The sequence below is a fragment of the Streptomyces sp. G5(2025) genome (assembly GCF_049542075.1).
GTDB lineage: Bacteria > Actinomycetota > Actinomycetes > Streptomycetales > Streptomycetaceae > Streptomyces.
In genome coordinates this window covers 225674-242379 of record NZ_JBMUZT010000006.1, presented here as the reverse complement: position 1 = coordinate 242379, position 16706 = coordinate 225674, and the positions used below count along the sequence as shown (strand labels likewise).

The 16706-nt window shown below is 72.9% G+C and carries 12 protein-coding genes; 10 read left to right on the top strand and 2 right to left on the bottom strand.

Annotation, left to right across the window (positions count from 1 at the left end):
• Positions 1–91 precede the first annotated feature (91 nt).
• The 9 genes from ACOBQB_RS11760 (at position 92) to secD (ending at position 13963) form a co-directional block, all read left to right on the top strand.
• Positions 92–1510 carry an extracellular solute-binding protein gene (locus ACOBQB_RS11760; RefSeq protein ID WP_423591226.1) on the top strand — a complete coding sequence of 473 codons (1419 nt, stop codon included), beginning with the start codon at positions 92–94 and terminating at the stop codon, positions 1508–1510.
• Positions 1507–2502, top strand: a complete 996-nt coding sequence (locus ACOBQB_RS11755; RefSeq protein WP_423591224.1) for a carbohydrate ABC transporter permease — start codon at positions 1507–1509, stop codon at positions 2500–2502. Before ACOBQB_RS11760 ends, ACOBQB_RS11755 begins: the two co-directional genes overlap by 4 nt.
• Before the next feature lie 22 nt (positions 2503–2524).
• Complete coding sequence (locus ACOBQB_RS11750) at positions 2525–3343, top strand: carbohydrate ABC transporter permease (protein WP_423591222.1); 819 nt, start codon at positions 2525–2527, stop codon at positions 3341–3343.
• 33 nt (positions 3344–3376) lie between these two features.
• Entirely contained in the window at positions 3377–6565 is a 3189-nt protein-coding gene (locus tag ACOBQB_RS11745; protein ID WP_423591220.1) for an alpha-mannosidase, read from the top strand.
• 68 nt (positions 6566–6633) lie between these two features.
• Positions 6634–8349 (top strand): class I mannose-6-phosphate isomerase, encoded by a 1716-nt coding sequence (locus ACOBQB_RS11740; RefSeq protein ID WP_423591218.1) that lies wholly within the window; start codon positions 6634–6636, stop codon positions 8347–8349.
• Positions 8346–9266 (top strand): ROK family protein, encoded by a 921-nt coding sequence (locus ACOBQB_RS11735; protein WP_423591216.1) that lies wholly within the window; start codon positions 8346–8348, stop codon positions 9264–9266. Before ACOBQB_RS11740 ends, ACOBQB_RS11735 begins: the two co-directional genes overlap by 4 nt.
• Positions 9267–9324: 58 nt before the next feature.
• Positions 9325–10389: a LacI family DNA-binding transcriptional regulator gene (locus tag ACOBQB_RS11730; RefSeq protein WP_423591214.1), complete on the top strand. Its 1065-nt coding sequence runs from the start codon at positions 9325–9327 to the stop codon at positions 10387–10389.
• A gap of 668 nt (positions 10390–11057) precedes the next feature.
• A complete protein-coding gene (locus ACOBQB_RS11725) occupies positions 11058–11429 on the top strand; it encodes a hypothetical protein (protein WP_423591213.1) in 372 nt (123 codons plus the stop codon).
• An 89-nt stretch (positions 11430–11518) separates the two neighbouring features.
• Entirely contained in the window at positions 11519–13963 is a 2445-nt protein-coding gene (gene secD / locus ACOBQB_RS11720; RefSeq protein WP_423591211.1) for a protein translocase subunit SecD, read from the top strand.
• Positions 13964–14057: 94 nt separating this feature from the next.
• Here secD and ACOBQB_RS11715 read toward each other — a convergent pair whose 3' ends face one another.
• Positions 14058–14648 (bottom strand): TetR family transcriptional regulator, encoded by a 591-nt coding sequence (locus ACOBQB_RS11715; protein ID WP_423591209.1) that lies wholly within the window; start codon positions 14646–14648, stop codon positions 14058–14060.
• Positions 14649–14805: 157 nt separating this feature from the next.
• Between ACOBQB_RS11715 and ACOBQB_RS11710 the strand changes: the two genes are divergently transcribed.
• Positions 14806–15741 (top strand): oxidoreductase, encoded by a 936-nt coding sequence (locus ACOBQB_RS11710; RefSeq protein WP_423591207.1) that lies wholly within the window; start codon positions 14806–14808, stop codon positions 15739–15741.
• 62 nt (positions 15742–15803) lie between these two features.
• Here the strand turns inward: ACOBQB_RS11710 and ACOBQB_RS11705 are convergent, their stop codons facing one another.
• On the bottom strand, positions 15804–16646 hold the full coding sequence (locus ACOBQB_RS11705) for a DUF1206 domain-containing protein (RefSeq protein ID WP_423591206.1): 843 nt from the start codon (positions 16644–16646) through the stop codon (positions 15804–15806).
• Positions 16647–16706: the final 60 nt, after the last annotated feature.

Sequence of the window (16706 nt, the reverse complement as noted above, 5' to 3'; positions counted from 1 at the left end):
CATTGACAACCCGTGCGCCCGCGGTGAAGCTCCATCACGTCCGTGTTAACGCTAACAAGGGGCGAGTCACGCACACCTGAGGGAGCCATCCATGTCAGGTCGTCGGCACCCGGGGCCGAGAACACCGCAGCAGCCGAGCGCGCCAGAGCAGCCGAGCGCGCCAGAGCAGCCGAGCGCGCCAGAGACGCAGAGCGCGTCAGGCGCACACAGCACGCCCGCCGCGCCCGCCCGCCGCACCCTCCTGCTCACCGCCGCGACCGCCCTCACGACCGGCGCCCTCGCCACCGCCTGCGGCACCGCCGAGGGACGGCCCCCCGGCGAGGTCGCCGTCCTCGGTGACAGCGCGGCGTGGGAGAAGCCGATGGCCGCCGCGGGCATGGCCATGAAGACGGTGGGGGGACCGCGCATGGTCCCCGAGGTCAACCCGTCCCTGGAGTCGTTCGAGCAGGTCGTGAAGTCCTCGCTGCGGACCGACAGGACGCCCGACATGCTCAAGTACTGGTCCGGGTACCGTCTGCGGGACCTCGCCCGCACCGGCGGCATCGAGGAGCTGACCCGGCAGTGGGACCGCGCCGTCGCCAAGGGCTGGGTCGACGCCTCCTTGCGCGAGGCGTTCACGTACCGGCGGCGCGTCTACGGCCTGCCGATGAACCTCGCGTACTGGGTGTTCTTCTACAACCCCGAGGTCTTCCGCGAGCACCGGTTGAAGGCCCCGGAGACCTGGGACGACTTCCTCGCCGCCTGTGCGCGCCTGAAGAGGAGCGGCGTCACCCCGCTGCACGGCACGGCCGACGGCCGCTGGCCCTCCTTCATCTGGTTCCAGGAGATCCTCAGCCGCCAGGACCCCGCGTTCTACGACGACTTGATGAACGGCCGCGAGCGGTACACCGACCCCCGCGCCGATCGCGCCCTGCGCACTCTCCAGTCGTTCTTCGACAAGGACTGGTTCACGCCCATGGACATGAACCACCCCGACGCGGCCGCCGCCATGCTGCACGGCGAGGTCGGCATGGTGCCCTGCGGCACCTGGCTCGGCTCCACGCTGGCGGCGGCGGGCGGCAAGCCGGGCAAGAACCTCGGCGCGTTCGTCCTCCCGATGGCGGACCCGATGGCGGACCCCAAGGCCCGGCCCTGTGTCATCTTCGAGGCCAGCGCCCTCGTCGCCACCGTCAAGGGACCCGACCGCACGGAGGCGTTGCAGGCCACCCGCACCTGGCTGCATCCCACCGTCATGAAAGCCTTCTCGCACGCACTCCAGGACGGCTGCCCCAACCCGCGCGTCGCGGCCCCCAACCCCGTCATCGGCTCCCTCGCCCAGAAGGTCCGCGGCGACAAGCTGTGGCTGCTCAACCGCTTCTGGGAGCAGGGCCCGCCCGAACTCGTCGAGGCGACCGTCGACGACCTCGCCGGCTTCCTCCTGAACCCCTCCTCGGCCCGCGAGACGCTGCGCACCATGCAGGGCCGTGCCGACGAGGCGTGGCGCGTGTGGCGGGAGGCGGAGAGGACATGACCGGGACCGCCACCCCCGCCGGGCACGGTGCCGCGAAACCGGTCCGCGTACGCCGCCGCGTGCCGGTACGCCGCAGGGTGCCCGTGCGCACACCCCACCAGGCCGCGAAGGCGGGCGGCGGCAGGCTCGGCGGCCCCCTCGCCGCCCTGCCCTGGGCGCTGCCCGCCTTCGCTTTCGTCGGCGTCCTGCTGGTCTATCCGTTCCTCCGCAGCGTCTACGGCAGTTTCTTCGACGACAACGGTTTCACCAGCCGCTTCACCGGCCTGGACAACTACGCGCGCCTCGCCGACGACCCGATCTTCGGCAGGTCGCTGCTCAACACCCTCATGTGGGTGGCGGGCACGCTGCTCCTGCCCGTCCTCGCCGGACTGCTCCTCGCCGTCGCCACCCACCGGATGCGCTTCGGCGGCATCGTGCAGCTGATCATCGTGCTGCCGTTCGCGATCTCGACGACGGCCACCGCCGTGCTGTGGAACTTCATGCTGACCTCGGACGGTACCGTCAACCAGGTGCTGCGCGGCATCGGCCTCGACGGCTGGGCGCAGACCTGGCTCCTGGAATGGCCGCAGAACACCCTCTCGATGATCGTCGCCAGTACGTGGCAGGCGACCGGGCTGAATGTCGTCCTCTTCGCGATCGGCCTGCGGGCCATCCCGCGCGAGACTGTCGAGGCGGCCGCGCTGGACGGGGCGAGCGGCTGGCGGATGTTCCGGCACATCACGCTGCCCCAGCTGCGCGCCGTGACGGTCGTCGTGGTCGGCATGGCCCTCGTGAACAGCCTCAAGGCGTTCGACATGATCTGGATCCTCACCAAGGGCGGCCCGTCCCGCTCCTCGGAGACCCTCGCCCTGAGCATGTACCGGGAGGCGTTCCGGCTCTTCCACGTGGGCTACGGCTCGGCGATCGCGCTCGTCCTCTCGGTGATCGTCGTCGCCTCGTCCTGGATGTACCTGCGCCGCCAGATGCCCGACACCGACGCCGCCAAGGGCTGAGAGCTGAGAGGGGAGGAGCGTGATGGGACGCCTGACGCGCAACGTCCTCGTCGCCGGATGCGTGGTGCTCTGGCTGGTCCCGCTGTACCTGCTGGTCGTCAACGCCCTGACACCGGCCACCGAGTACGCGGGCAAGCCCGACTGGACCGTCCAGGGCTTCGCCCTGTGGGAGAACCTCAGGACCGCCTGGGACGTGGCCGGCATCGGCGACAGCTTCCAGGCCTCGCTGCTCTACTCCGTGGTGTGCGGCCTCGTCGCGGTCCTGGTGGCGGCCCTGGCGGCCTTCGCCGTCGTCGTGCTGCCGATCCCGAGGCCCGCGTTCTGGTTCTGGCTGATCTACTCCGGCACGCTCTTCCCCCTCCAGATCTTCCTCGCCCCCCTCTTCGGCCTCTACGCGGACGCCGGCCTGTACGACACCAGGATCGGCATGATGCTCGTGTACACGGCCTGGGCGGTGCCCTTCGCCTTCTTCCTGATCCGCAACCAGATGACCACCATGCCGCCCGAGCTGACGGAGGCGGCGCTGCTCGACGGCGCCTCCTTCCGGCGGATCTTCTGGCGCATCCACGTGCCGCTGATGAGGGCGGGGCTCGGCGCGGCCTTCATTTTCCAGTTCACGGCCGTCTGGAACGACCTGCTGCTCGGCATCACTCTCAGCCGCAGCCCCGACGTCCAGCCGGTCATGGCGGCCCTGACCACCCTCAACAACGCCTACGCCTCCACCGGCCCGCCCGTCATCCTGGCGGGCGCGCTCATCGTCTCGGCGCCGACCCTCGTCCTCTTCCTGGTGTTCCGCGGCCTGTTCCTGCGCGGCGTCACCGCCTCCGCCTCCGCCCGCTGACCCGACCACACACCGCCTCCGGGAGCGATCCGCATGACGACAAGGGCTCTGGTCCGCACCACCGACTGGGACAACGACCGGATACGCGACAGCCTGCGCTCCGGCGTGGTGAGCGCCGAGGGAACCCTGGCGGACGGCAGCACGTTGAAGCTCACCGAGGAGCCCTTGCTGCGCCACGCCGAGGACGGCACCCTCCTCCAGTCCCTGCGCGTCGAACCCGTCAACGGCACGTCAGTTCCGGGCGACTTGAGCGTACGTACGGAATCGGGCGCCGCCCCGCACGTCGAGCGCGTCGCCGGGCCGGGCCGCTCCGTGCGGCTCCTGCTGCCCGCCGTCGAGACGGCGACCCGCGTCACCGTCGGCCTCCCGGACGGGCGGGACGGCATCGGCGTACGACTGACCCCGCAGCGCCGCTGGACCCTGCACCTGGTCCACCACTCCCACCTCGACATCGGCTACACCGACCCGCAGGGCGAGGTCCTGGCCGAGCACCTGTCGTTCCTCGACTCCTGCCTGGAGCTGACCCGCGCCACCGACGACTGGCCCGACCGGTCGCGGTTCCGCTGGTGCGTCGAGTCGCTGTGGTCCTTCCGGCAGTGGGCGAAGGCCCGCCCCGCCGAGCAGGTGGCGGAGTTCGTACGCAGGGTCCGCGAGGGACGCATCGAACTGACCGCGATGCCGTTCAACCTGCACACCGAGACATGCTCCACGGACGAACTGCACGAACTCCTGCGCCTCGCCCAGGAGGTGCGCGACGAGCACGGCGTCGACATCACCTCCGCCATGCAGACCGACGTGCCGGGCGCGGTCGTCGGCCTCGTCGACGCGCTCGCCGCGGCAGGCGTCAGGTACCTGTCGGTGGCGCACAACTGGGCCGGACGTTCCGTGCCCCACCTCGTCGGCGGCGAGAAGCTGCCCCGCCTCTTCCGCTGGCGCGCCCCCAGCGGCAACAGCGTCCTGGTGTGGGTCACCGACACCCCGCACGGCCTCGCCTACATGGAAGGCCCCCTGCTCGGCTTCGACACGAGCTACGCGGACGTCGACGACCTCCTGCCCGCCTACCTGACCTCCCTCGCCACCAACCCCTACCCCTACCGCGGCGGCATCTTCGGCTGGGCGATGGACCACACCGAGGTCAAGCGCGAACCGTACCCGTGGGACATCCTCCACCTGCGCGTCCAGGGCAAGTTCGGCGACAACGCGCCGCCACGCCGCGTCATCGCCGACACCGTCCGCCGCTGGAACGACACCTGGGCCCACCCCCAACTGCGGCTCTCCCGCAACGAGGACTTCTTCACCGACGCCGAGGCGCGGCTCGGCGGCGAGATCCGCACCTTCGAGGGCGACTGGACCGACTGGTGGGTCGACGGGGTCGGGTCGGGCGCGCGCCCGCTGTCCCTGGCCAGGACCGCCCAGTCCGTGGTCGCCGACGCCCAGACCATCGGCACGTTCGCCGCCCTCCTCGGCGCCACGGGGGCCGAGGACGACAGCGCGGACGCCGCCGGGGTCTATGAGGCGGTGTCGCTCTTCGACGAGCACACCTGGGGCGCCGGCGACCCGTGGACCCACGGCGACGAGGGCGGCCACTCGGGCGAACAGCAGTGGCACTGGAAGTACGGCCAGGCGCTGCGCGCCCACGACGACGGCAACGCGCTCCTCGCCCGCGCGAGCGCCCGCCTCGGGCAGCGGCTCACCGCCCCGCCGGAGGCCACCGCCTCGTACCACGTCGTCAACACCTGCTCCTGGCCGCGCACCGACGTCGTCCGCGTCTTCCTGCCGGAGAGCACCGTGCCCCTTCAGCGCCCGGTGACCGTGCGCGACGCCCGCCACGGACGCCGCCTCGCGCACGAGGAGCGGCCGCAGACGAATGACGACCATCGCGACGCGGGACGCTTCCTGCTCGTCCGCGTCGACGAGGTGCCGCCCGCAGGGTCGGTTCGCCTGGACATCACCGCCGACGGGCCGAGGCACACCGGTCACACCGGTCGCACCGGCCGGGACGCGGACGGTACGACGGAGAAGGCCGCCACCGGTTGGAACCCGACCGGCGGCACCGAACGCGAGGACCCCGCCGAGAGCGCAGCCGCGGCCCGCGCGCACCCCGCCCCGATCCTCCTGGAGAACGAACACCTCGCCGTCCGCGTCGACCTCGCGCACGCCTGCGTCGCCTCGGTCACCGACAAGGCGACCGGCCGCGAACTCGTCCGCCAGGACGCCATCGTGGGCTTCAACGCCTACCTCCACGACAGCTACACCACGGCCGGGGCCTTCAACCACAACTCCAGCCGTACGACCGCCTCGGACCGGCTCGAACACCTCGGCGCCCGCGCGGTCGCCCCGCCCGCCGCGCTGATCGCCCGCCGCTCCACCGCCACCGGCGAGTCCCTCACGTACGAGACCCGCCCGGCGGGCGCCAACCGGCTGCGCACCACCCTCACCCTGCCGCACGGCGTGCCCCGGCTCGACATCGAGAACCGCCTCGACAAGGACGCCACGCTCGGCAAGGAGAGCGCCTACTTCGCCTTTCCGTTCGCCTTCGACGACCCGACCGTCCGCATGGAGGCCTCCGGCGGCACCACGGGCAGCGGCCTGCCCGTGGTGCCCGGCTCCGCCCTGCACATGCGGGCGGTGCGGCGCTGGGTGACGCTCCACGACGGCGCTCTCGCGGTGGCCTGGTCCACGCAGGACGCGCCGCTCGTGCAGTTCGGCAACATCGCCCTGCCGTACGCGCCGTTCCCGAAGACCATGGACCACGACGAGCCCGCCACCGTCTACTCCTGGATCCACAACAACCTCTGGGACACCAACTTCCCGAGCGCTCAAGGCTTCGCGTTCACCTACCGCTACAGCCTGGCCTGCGGCCCCACCCCCGACGGCCTCGGTCCGCACACAGCCGCCGCGTGGAGCCGCCCCCTGCGCGCCGTCCGAGCCAGGGGGGTCTCGGACGGCGCGCCCTCCCACCACGCCTTCGCCGCCGTCGGCGACCCGCGCATCCGCCTCGTCGGCGCCACCACGCCCCGGCCGGGCCACGTCCTGCTGCGGCTCCAGTCGTTCGCCGAGGAGCCGCTGTCCTGCCCGGTCCGCGCCCACTTCCCGGCGGCCGCCGCGCACCGCGCGGATTACCTCGGCACGGCGGGCGACCAACTGCCGCTGCGCGACGGTCAGGTGGGCGTCGAGCTGCCGGCCCTCGGGACGGCCGCCGTGCTTTTCGTACGTCCCTGAGACCTCCCCCGAGGGTGCTGTTCCCGTACATCCGCACGAATCCCGTACCTTCGCACGAAGGAGAACGTGTGTACCGGCTCGACCCGCGCTACGCCCCGGCTCCGGGCGCCGTCCTCGCCACCGGCTGGCGGGCCGTCGCCACCCGGCTGGCCCACGGCCCCGCCACCGTCGCCGTGGACGGTCCACCGACGGTCGACTGGGACCGCCTCGCCACCCGCCTGACCGAGGAACTGGCCGCGCTCGGCACGCCCGTGCGGACCCTGGACCTGCGCGCCCACCACGCACCGCCCCACGCCGTGCGCAGCCGCACCGACGCCACCGACGACCCCTATTACGCCAGGCTCGCCGAGAACTCCCTGCGGGACCTCTTCGACGACCTGCCCGATCCGCCGCCACCCGCGACCGGGGAACTGCTGCTCGTGCACGGGCCCGGCGCGTCCCTCCTCCCGCACGACGTGCTCTGGTACGCCGACCTGCCCAAGCGCCACGCCGAGGCCGCCGTGACCGCAGGCGAGGGCCCCAACCTCGGACTGCCTTACGAGCACGGTGACGTGAGGCGGCTCTTCTACATCGACTGGCCCGTCCTCGACCGGCACCGCGACGCGCTCGCCCCCCGACTCGACGGCTGGCTCGACGTACAGGACCCCGACCGCCCCACCTACATCGACGGCGACGGCCTGCGCGCCACCCTCGCGGACCTGGCCCGGCGCCCCGTACGCACCCGGCCGTACTTCAACTCCACGCCGTGGGGCGGCCACTGGGCCCAACGCGCACTCGGCTTCGACCGCGCGGCCCGCAACACCGCCCTCGGCTACGAACTCATCGCCCCCGAAGCCGGCGTCCTCATCGGCACCCACCCGGGCCAACAAGCAGAGATCCCGTTCCAACTGCTGTGCGTCCTGCACCCCGAGGCGATGCTCGGCCCCCAGGTCAGCGCCCGCTTCGGCACGTCCTTCCCGATCCGCTTCGACTACCTCGACACCGTGGACGGCGGCAACCTCTCGGTGCACTGCCACCCCAAAGAGCCGTACATGCGGGAGCGGTTCGGCTGGCCCTACACCCAGCACGAGACGTACTACATGACCCTCGGCGGCCCCGGCGCACGCGTCTTCCTGGGCCTGCGCGAGGACGCCGACCCGGACCTCTTCCGCAAGGAGATCGAGGAGGCCGCGCACGACGGCGTGCCGATGGACCCCGAGGACCACGTCATGACCTTCCCCGCCGAACCGGGCCGCCTCTTCATGATCCCGGCGGGCACCCCGCACGCCTCCGGCGCCGGAAACGTCGTCCTGGAGATCAGCGCCACCCCCTACCTCTACTCCCTGCGCTTCTACGACTGGCTGCGCCCCGACGCGAACGGCCGCCCCCGCCCGCTCCCGTACGAACACGGCCTCGCCAACCTGGAGACCGAGCGGCGCGGCGAGGCCGTCGTACGCGATCTCGTCCAGGAGCCGCGCACCCTGCGGCGGGGCGCGGGCTGGCGCGAGGAACTCCTCGGCGCCCTGGAGGAGATGTTCTACGAGGTGCGGCGCCTCGTCCTCGACGGCGGCGCCGGCGCGGTGGCCGACGACGACACGGAGGGCCGCTTCCACGTATTGAACGTGGTGGAGGGCGAGGGTGTCGTGGTGCGCACGGCGGCCGGGGAGCGGCACACCCTGTCGTACGCCGAGACGCTGACGGTGCCCGCCGCGGTCGGCCGCTACCAGCTGGCGGCGATCGGCGAACGCCCCGTCAAGGTCGTCAAGGCCCTGGTCCGGCCGGAGCACCCCGGTGGGGCGTCATGAGACCCGTCCTGGAGATCGGCGGCACGCATGTGACGGCCGCCCTCGCCGACCCGCACACCGCGACCGTCGCCCGCAGTGTGCGACGGCCCCTCGACGCCCGGGGCACCGCCGAACAGATCCTGGGCGCGGTGGTCCGCTGCGCCGGCGACTTGGAGGCGGCGGCCGGAGAGGTGTGGGGCGTGGCGGTGCCCGGACCCTTCGACCACGACAAGGGCATCGCCCGCTTCGAAGGCGTCGGCAAGTTCGACGACCTGTACGGCATCGACGTACGGTCCGTGCTTCTGGACGGCGTGTGGCCGCGCCCGGCAGAGACGGTGTTCCTGAACGACGCCCACGCCTTCCTCCTCGGCGAGTGGCGGGCGGGCGCCGCGCGCGGACACCACCGTTGCGTGGGCATCACCTTGGGCACGGGCGTCGGTTCGGCCTTCACCGTCGACGGCGGCGTGCGGCGGACGGGGCCGGGGGTGCCGCCGCAGGGCCGTGTCGACCTGCTGCGGGTGGGCGGCAGGCCGCTGGAGGACTCGGTGTCACGGCGCGCGATCCTGGCGCGCTATGGCGACGGCGACGCGGCGAACGGTGTCCTGGACAGTGCCGTGGACGGAGCGTCGGGCGGTGTCCTGGGCGGTGTCCTGGACGGAGCTTTGGATGTGCGTGAGATCGCCGACCGGGCGCGGGCGGGAGAGCGGCGCGCACGCCACGTCTTCGACGAGACCTTCACGACCCTCGGCGCCGTCCTCGCCCCCTGCCTGCGTGGCTTCGACGCGACGGCCCTCGTCGTCGGCGGCGCCATGGCGGCGTCATGGGACCTGATCCGCCCGGCCCTGCGCGCCGGCCTCGGGGACACGCCGGTCGCGCTGCGCGCGGGTGCGCTGGGTGAGAACGCGGCCCTGATCGGGGCGGCGGTGTACGTGACCTGAGACGGTGGTCGCGGCAGGGCGTGACGGACGCGCTGGACATGGCGGGAGCGGTGGGGCGTTGGAGAGTACGGAACAGCACAGAAGGGGCGGCCAGCCCACCCTGCGGGACGTCGCCGAACGCGCGGGCGTCAGCGCGATGACCGCGTCCCGGGTGCTGCGCGACGATCCGCAGGTGCTGCCGGCCACCCGCGAGCGGGTCAGGGCCGCGGCGAGCGCGCTCGGCTACCGGCCCAACGAGGTGGCCCGCAGCCTCCGGCTCGGCCGCGGCTCCGGCCTGGTCGGGCTCGTCGTCACCAACCTCGCCAACCCCTTCTACTCACGCCTGGCCCTCGGCGTCGACTCCGTCGTCGTCAAGGACGGACTCAAGACGGTCATCGGCAACACCGGGCAGGATCTGCGCGCCGAGCGGGAACTGGTGGCCGACCTCGTGGCCCGCCGTGTCGACGGCATCATCGCCGTGCCCGCGGATGCCGACCAGCGTCACCTGGCCGCGGCGGTGGCCGAGGGAGTGCCGGTGGTCCTCGCCAGCCGTCCGCCGGAGGGCTTCGCCGCCGACAGCGTCCTGGTCGACGACTTCGGCGGCGCCCGTGACGCCACGGCCCGCCTCGTGGAGCGGGGGCACCGCCGCATCGGCTTCCTCGGCTCGCCGCCCGCCGTGCACACCGGCACGGAGCGGCTGCGCGGTTACGCGGCAGCTCTGTCCGCGGCGGGCCTCGCCGTCGACGACCGCCTCGTTCGCCAGGGCCAGACGGAACCGCACGAGGCGACGCGCGCCGCCGCCGACCTGCTCGCGCTGCGCGATCCGCCGACCGCGCTGTTCTGCTCCAACAACCGCAACACGATAGGGGCGTTCCGCGCGATCCGCGCCCTGCGGTCCCACGGCGGCGCCGACGTCGCCCTCGCCGGCTTCGACGACTTCGAACTGGCCGACGCGCTGGGGCTGCCGCTCACGCTCGTCGCCTACGACAGCGACGAACTGGGCCGCGCGGCGGCCCGCCTCCTCGCCACCCGCCTGCATGCCGCCGCCGGGCCCGGCACGGCCACGAAGAGGAGCTCTGGGCCGCCGCCGCGGCAGGTCGTGGTGCCGACGAGTCTGGTGGAGTACGGGGTAGGCAGTAGGTAGGCAGGCAGGTAGTCCGCGGCGGCCTCGGGGCGCTGTCCAGGGGAGCCGGAGTGGGGGCCGCCTGTCGCTCGGGCCGGGGTGCCCGCCGCACCGGCAACCCGGGGCAGCTCAGGCCGTGGTGCCGACCAGCCTGGGGAGTATGGAGATGGTGCGCGGGACCGGATAGCGGCGCGGGGCCCTTCCGTTGCTCGGGGCGGGCGCGTCCTGTGCGCTCAGCGGGGCCGGGGCCGCCGCCTCGGCGGGTTGTGGTGGTCACGGCCTGGTGGGGCACAGGGGGAGGGTGTGGGTCCGGGGGAGCTGTGGGGGGCCTGTCCGTTGCTCGGGGCGGGCGGGGTGCGTTGCGTGTGCTTAGCCGGACGGGGCCGGGGTCGCCGTGTTGGCCGGTCGTGGTGGCCGTCAGGCCGGTGACGTGCGTGGAGTGAGGCTGCCGCCCGGGAAGTCGTCCACCCCGGGCGGTGCCTTGCTCGGAGCGGGGTCCTCCTTGCGTGTCCGCCGCCTTGGCACGTCGTGGCGTCCACCGGGCCGGAACGCTCGGCGCGGGGCGGAACCGCCCGTGGACCCCGTACGTTGAGCGTGGCGGGTCGCGCCGTGCGTGCCCGCCGAGCAGATGGCCGTCGGTCGCCACACCAAGCGGTCACAGGCGCGGACGAGCGGGGAGGGAGGCACGCGTGTCGCAGCAGAGCCGTCCCGCGCGCCTGGCCGCCTCCGCGCTCTCCCTCGTCGTCACCGTCCTCGCCCTCTTCACGCCGTCCGCCGCGATGGCGTACCGCACGCCTGCCGCCGAGCCGCTCACCCACCACACGGTGGCGGCTCACGTGGGGGAGCGGACCGGACCCGAGGACGTCCCCGCACTGCGCGTGGTCGCGCACCGCCTCGACGCCCACACTCCGGGGCCACACCCACCGGGGCCCGCGCGCACGGCCTGCGACCCGGTGCCGCACCGTGCCACGGGCGGCCCGCCGTCGCACCCGACTGCCGTCCGGGTCCGGACACATCAGGCGGCCGACCCCGCCGCCCCTCGGGCCCCGCCCCACCGATGAGCAAGCAGACCGTCCCCGACGCCTGACCCGGCGCATCCCGCGCCGCCCGGTCACGCGTCCATCCGCCCTGCCCTCATCATGGAGAACCGATGTCCCGTGCACCCAACTCCGGTGCGCTCAAGCCCAGTAACCCCAGTAACCCCAGTAACCCCCGTAACCCCAGCAAGCGCAGTAAGCCCGGTAGGCCCAGTAAGCCCGCGTCCCGCGCGGCCCTGTGGCGGGCCGTCGTCGCCTTGTGCGTCGTCGCCCTCTCCCTCTACGTCGCCCTCACCCAGACCGCCCGCCTCGGTCTCGACCTGCGAGGCGGCACCCACATCGTCCTGGAGACCAAGGACTCACCCACCGTCAAAGCCGACGCCGCGTCCACCGACCGCGCCCTGGAGGTCCTGAGACAGCGCGTCGACGCGCTCGGTGTCGCCGAACCCGGCATCGCCCGTTCCGGCGAGAAGCGGATCATCGTCGAACTCCCGGGCGTCCAGGACCCGCGCAAGGCCGCCGAAGTCATCGGCCGCACCGCCCAACTGACGGTCCACCCGGTGGCGGGGGAGCGCCCCGACCCGGGCGGGAAGAAGCCCGCGGCCGACGGCTCACGCACCCTGCCCGACCCCGACCGGCCGGGGAACCACCTCGTCCTCGGCCCCACCGCGCTCTCCGGGGCGGGCGTCAAGGACGCCGAAGCGCGCCTCGACCAGCAGTCACTCGCGGGCTGGACCGTCTCGCTCGACTTCCGCGACAAGGCCGGCGACGCCTGGGCGCGCGTCACCGGCAAGGCGGCGTGCGCACCGCAGGGCGCACCCGAGCGACGCGTCGCCATCACACTCGACGACAAGATCATCTCGGCGCCCGGTGTCAACCCGGACGTACGGTGCGAGGTCGGTATCACCGGCGGCGAGACCCAAATCACCGGCGGCTTCAGCCGGACCGAGGCCCGAGACCTCGCCGCACTCGTCAAGGGCGGCGCGCTGCCGGTGCCCGTCGACATCGTGGAGCAGCGGACCGTCGGCCCCACGCTGGGCGCGGACGCCATCGCCGCGAGCACCCAGGCCGCCCTCATCGGCATCGCCCTGACCGCGCTGTTCATCACCGTCGTCTACCGGCTCCTCGGCGCCCTCGCGGCCCTCGCCCTCGTCCTGTACGGACTCATCTCGTACGCCGCGCTGGTGGCGCTCGGCGCGACACTCACCCTGCCGGGTCTCGCCGGCTTCGTCCTGGCCATCGGCATGGCCGTCGACGCCAACGTCCTCGTCTTCGAACGGGCCCGGGAGGAGTATCTCGGCGTACGCTCCACAGACCTGGCCAAACCGGTACGCACGGGGTTCGCCAAGGCGTGGAGCGCGGTGATCGACTCGAACGTGACGACGCTGCTCGCCGCCGGACTGCTGTTCTTCTTCGCCACCGGGCCGGTCAAGGGCTTCGGAGTCACCCTGTGCATCGGCGTGCTCGCGTCCATGGTCACCGCACTCGTCATCACGCGGGTCCTCGCCGACTTCGCCGTCGCCCGGCACGTCGTGCGCCGGCGCCCCGCCGTGACCGGCATCGCCTCCACGGGCCGCGTCCGCACCTGGCTGGCCCGACGCGACCCGGACCTGGTGCGCCACCGCCGCCGCTGGCTCGGCGCCAGTGCGCTGCTGGTCGCCGTGGCCGTCGCGGGCATCGCGCTGCGCGGCCTGGACTTCGGCGTCGAGTTCACCGGCGGCCGTCTCGTCGAGTACAGCACCAGCAGGTCCGTCGACGCCGACACCGCCCGCGGCGCGGTGTCGGACGCCGGGTTCCCGCGCGCCGTGGTGCAGGAGTCCGGGGACGGCGGCATCACCGTACGCACGGAGCGGCTCACCGACGACGAACAGCGGCGCGTCATGGCCGCGTTGGAGGAGCCCGGCGGCACGGTCGCCGTCGAGCGCGACGAACTGATCGGCCCGAGCCTCGGGGCCGAACTGCGCCAGAAGGCCCTGGTCGCCCTGGGCATCGCCGTCGCCGCCCAGTTGGTCTACCTGAGCGTGCGCTTCCGCTGGACGCTCGCGGCGGCGGCCGTGTCCGCCATGGTCCACGACGTACTGCTGGTGGTGGGCCTCTTCGCCTGGCTGGGCAAACCGATCGACAGTGTCTTCCTCGCGGCGGTGCTCACCGTGATCGGCTACTCGGTCAACGACACGGTCGTCGTCTTCGACCGGGTACGTGAGGGCCGGCGCCGCGACCCGCGCGCGGACCTGGCGGCCGTCGCCAACCGGGCCGTCGTGCGGACGCTGCCGCGCACCGTGAACACGGGCATGGGCGCGCTGTTCATCCTGACGGCGCTGGCCGCGCTCGGGGGCGACTCCCTCGCGGACTTCTCCCTGGCGCTGATCGCGGGGGTGGTGGTCGGCATGGCCTCGACGGTCTTCACGGCCGTCCCGATCGCCGTCGCGCTCGAACGGCGCAGTCCGGCGCCACCGCCGTCCGGTCGAGGAGACCGTAGTACGGCCGAAGTGCCGGGGTTGTTCAGCCCGTTGGCGGCACGCGGGAGCAAGGAACGGGGGTCGGGGGCGGTCGTCTGAGGCGGCCATGGGCGGCTGCGGGCGGCCCGGCGGAACGTTGCCGGGCCGCCCGCCTGGCGCAGAGGAGGCGTCGGCCGGGCAGAGGCCCCGAGGACTACCGCCCCACCCCGCTGTCCAGCGCCGGGGCGAGCACCGCGAAGGCCTCGTCGAGCAGCGCGGTCGGGTCCTCGGCACCGTCGCTGTCGCACCACCGCCGCAGCACGGCGTCGAAGGCGGTCAGCGTCATCCCGGCGGCCAGTCCCGGATACAGCTCGGTCTCGGGGGCGAGCCCAAGCCGCTGCCCCAACTGCGCGGTCAGGCCGTCGCGCCAGTGCGCCTGCCGTTCGAGGAAGCGCGCGTGCAGGGCGGGGGTGCGCAGGATCAGCCGCACGACGCGCAGCGCCCTCTCGGAGTCGATGGCGCAGGCGTGCAGAGGGACGCGGACGGCGTGCAGCAGCGCCTCGGAGGCGCGCTCGTCACCGGGACGCTCCGCCAACTCCGCACACATGTCGGAGCCCATGTCGGCCAGGAACTGGACGACCACGTCCTCCTTGGACGCGAAGTACCGGAAGAACGTACGCCGGGACACGCCGGCCGCGGCCACGATCTCGTCCACGGTGACGCCGTCGTAGCCCTTCAGCGCCAGCAACTGCAGCGCCGATTCGGTCAGTTCATCGGAGACGAGCCGACGCTTTCGCTCGGCCATGCTCACTGGTGGACGGCTCACTTCTGCACGCTGGCTCACCTCGCCATCGTACACGCCATGCCCTCCACGGCACCCAGGGGCAAAGCGACATGCGGTGATGTCAGAGGCACTTGGGGGCGTGTTGACACTCAGTGTCAGCCGGTGCACGATGTGCCGCATGACGCAGCAGCACTGCACCATCGATCAAGTCCCGGACCAGACAGGGCGGTTGTTCGTCGTCACCGGGGCCGGCAGCGGTCTCGGCCTGGCGACCACCCGTGCGCTCGCCCGCCGGGGCGGACGGGTGATCCTCGCCGTACGCGACGAGGAGAAGGGCCGCCGGGCCGTAGCCGGGATCACCGCCGAACAGCCCTCCGCGCGGCTGGAGGTGCGCCACCTCGACCTGGCCGACCTCGACTCGGTCGGTGCCTTCGCCGCACGTATGCGCGCCGAGCACGACCGGTTGGACGTACTGGTCAACAACGCGGGGGTGATGGCGCCGCCCCGCACGCTGAGCGCACAGGGCCACGAACTCCAGTTGGCCGTCAACCACCTCGGGCACTTCGCGCTCACGGAGGCACTGCTCGACCTGCTGGGCGCAGGCAGCGATCCCCGGGTGGTGACGGTGAGTTCGGTGAACCACCGGCAAGGACGCCTCTTCTTCGACGACCCGCACGGCGAGCACGGTTACAGACCCATGGCCTTCTACAACCAGTCGAAGCTCGCCAACGCCGTCTTCGGACACCAACTCCACCTGCGTCTGACCGAGGCGAAGAGCCCCGTCCGCAGTGTCCTCGCCCACCCCGGCTACACGGCCACCAACCTCCAACTGCACGGCCCCGTGGGCCTGTGGCGTTTCCTGCTGGGCCGGATCGGCAACCCGCTGTTCGCCCAACGCCCGGCCGACGGCGCCCGGTCACAGCTGTACGCGGCCACCGACCCGAGCGTGCGCGGCGGCGAGTTCATCGGACCCGGCGGCCCGGCCGAACTGCGGGGCGCACCGAAGCGAGTGGCGCTGTCGGCCACGGCGGCCGATGCCGAGACGGGCCGCAGACTGTGGGAGCTGTCGGAGCGGCTGACCGGCGTGCGGTACGAGTTCCCGACCTCGGTCTGAGCCCGCCCGGCCCCCACGCTCCCGGCCCCCACGCTCCCGGCCCGGGGCCAGGGGGGCGGCCGTCAGACCTTGCGCCAGCGCGCGTTCACCCAGGAGAAGAGGCCGAAGGCGACGAGGCCGACCGCGATGAGGGCGAGCAGCCAGGGCCCGAACCCGGTCTCGGTGAAGGAGCGCAGCGTGTTGTCCATGCCCTTGGCCTCGCCGGGCTCGTGCTGCAACGCGGCGGTGAGGGCGAACCCGCCGGCCACGGCGAACACCGTTCCCCGGGCCACTCCGCCGGCGATCCCGAGGACATCCGTGGCCTGCCGCATCCGGCGCGGCATCTCCGACAGGCGCAGCCGCTTGTGGAACTTGCGCAGCAGCGCCCGCCCGGCGATCCACACCCCGGCGACGAGCACGCCCACGCCCGCGGCGGCGACGATCCACTGCCCGGCGGGCCAGTCCAGGACCTTCGCCGTCACGTCCTTGGTCTGCCGGTCGCTCGCGCCGCTGCCGCTGCCCTCGTCGCCCGCCGCGTACGCGAGGACGGAGTACGACACGAACACGTAGAAGAGGAACCGCGCCCCGGACAGTGCCCGCTTGCCCGGCTTGTCACCGTCGGGCCCTGCCTGCCCGAAGAGGGCCTCCGAGAGCCGCCACAACGCCATCCCGGCCAGGGCGATGCCGAGCAGCCACAGCAGTACGTTCCCGAAGGGCCGGTCCGCGAGCTCCGCCACGGCGCCGCCGCGGTCGGCCTGACGGCCCCCGCCGTCGGAGAAGGCGATACGCAGGGCCAGCGCCCCGATGAGGAGGTAGATCACTCCGCGGCCGACGAAGCCGGCACGCGCCACCGCGTCGACGGTCCGTCCCTTGGCGGCCCGCCGGGCCCGGCCCTTCCCGTTCGCTGTCACCGAAGGCAGATGCATGGCTTCCAAGTGCCCCCGCGGTACCGCCTTATGCTTTATGCGGTCCGAGCGGGTCTTCGC

Excerpts from the sequence above, each read along its gene's own strand:
- ACOBQB_RS11710 (WP_423591207.1), top strand. The coding sequence starts at position 14,806 with ATGACGCAGCAGCACTGCACCATCGATCAAGTCCCGGACCAGACAGGG.
- ACOBQB_RS11760 (WP_423591226.1), top strand. The coding sequence starts at position 92 with ATGTCAGGTCGTCGGCACCCGGGGCCGAGAACACCGCAGCAGCCGAGC.
- ACOBQB_RS11745 (WP_423591220.1), top strand. The coding sequence starts at position 3,377 with ATGACGACAAGGGCTCTGGTCCGCACCACCGACTGGGACAACGACCGG.
- ACOBQB_RS11750 (WP_423591222.1), top strand. The coding sequence starts at position 2,525 with ATGGGACGCCTGACGCGCAACGTCCTCGTCGCCGGATGCGTGGTGCTC.
- ACOBQB_RS11715 (WP_423591209.1), bottom strand. The coding sequence starts at position 14,648 with ATGGCCGAGCGAAAGCGTCGGCTCGTCTCCGATGAACTGACCGAATCG.
- ACOBQB_RS11755 (WP_423591224.1), top strand. The coding sequence starts at position 1,507 with ATGACCGGGACCGCCACCCCCGCCGGGCACGGTGCCGCGAAACCGGTC.
- ACOBQB_RS11705 (WP_423591206.1), bottom strand. The coding sequence starts at position 16,646 with ATGCATCTGCCTTCGGTGACAGCGAACGGGAAGGGCCGGGCCCGGCGG.
- secD (WP_423591211.1), top strand. The coding sequence starts at position 11,519 with ATGTCCCGTGCACCCAACTCCGGTGCGCTCAAGCCCAGTAACCCCAGT.
- ACOBQB_RS11735 (WP_423591216.1), top strand. The coding sequence starts at position 8,346 with ATGAGACCCGTCCTGGAGATCGGCGGCACGCATGTGACGGCCGCCCTC.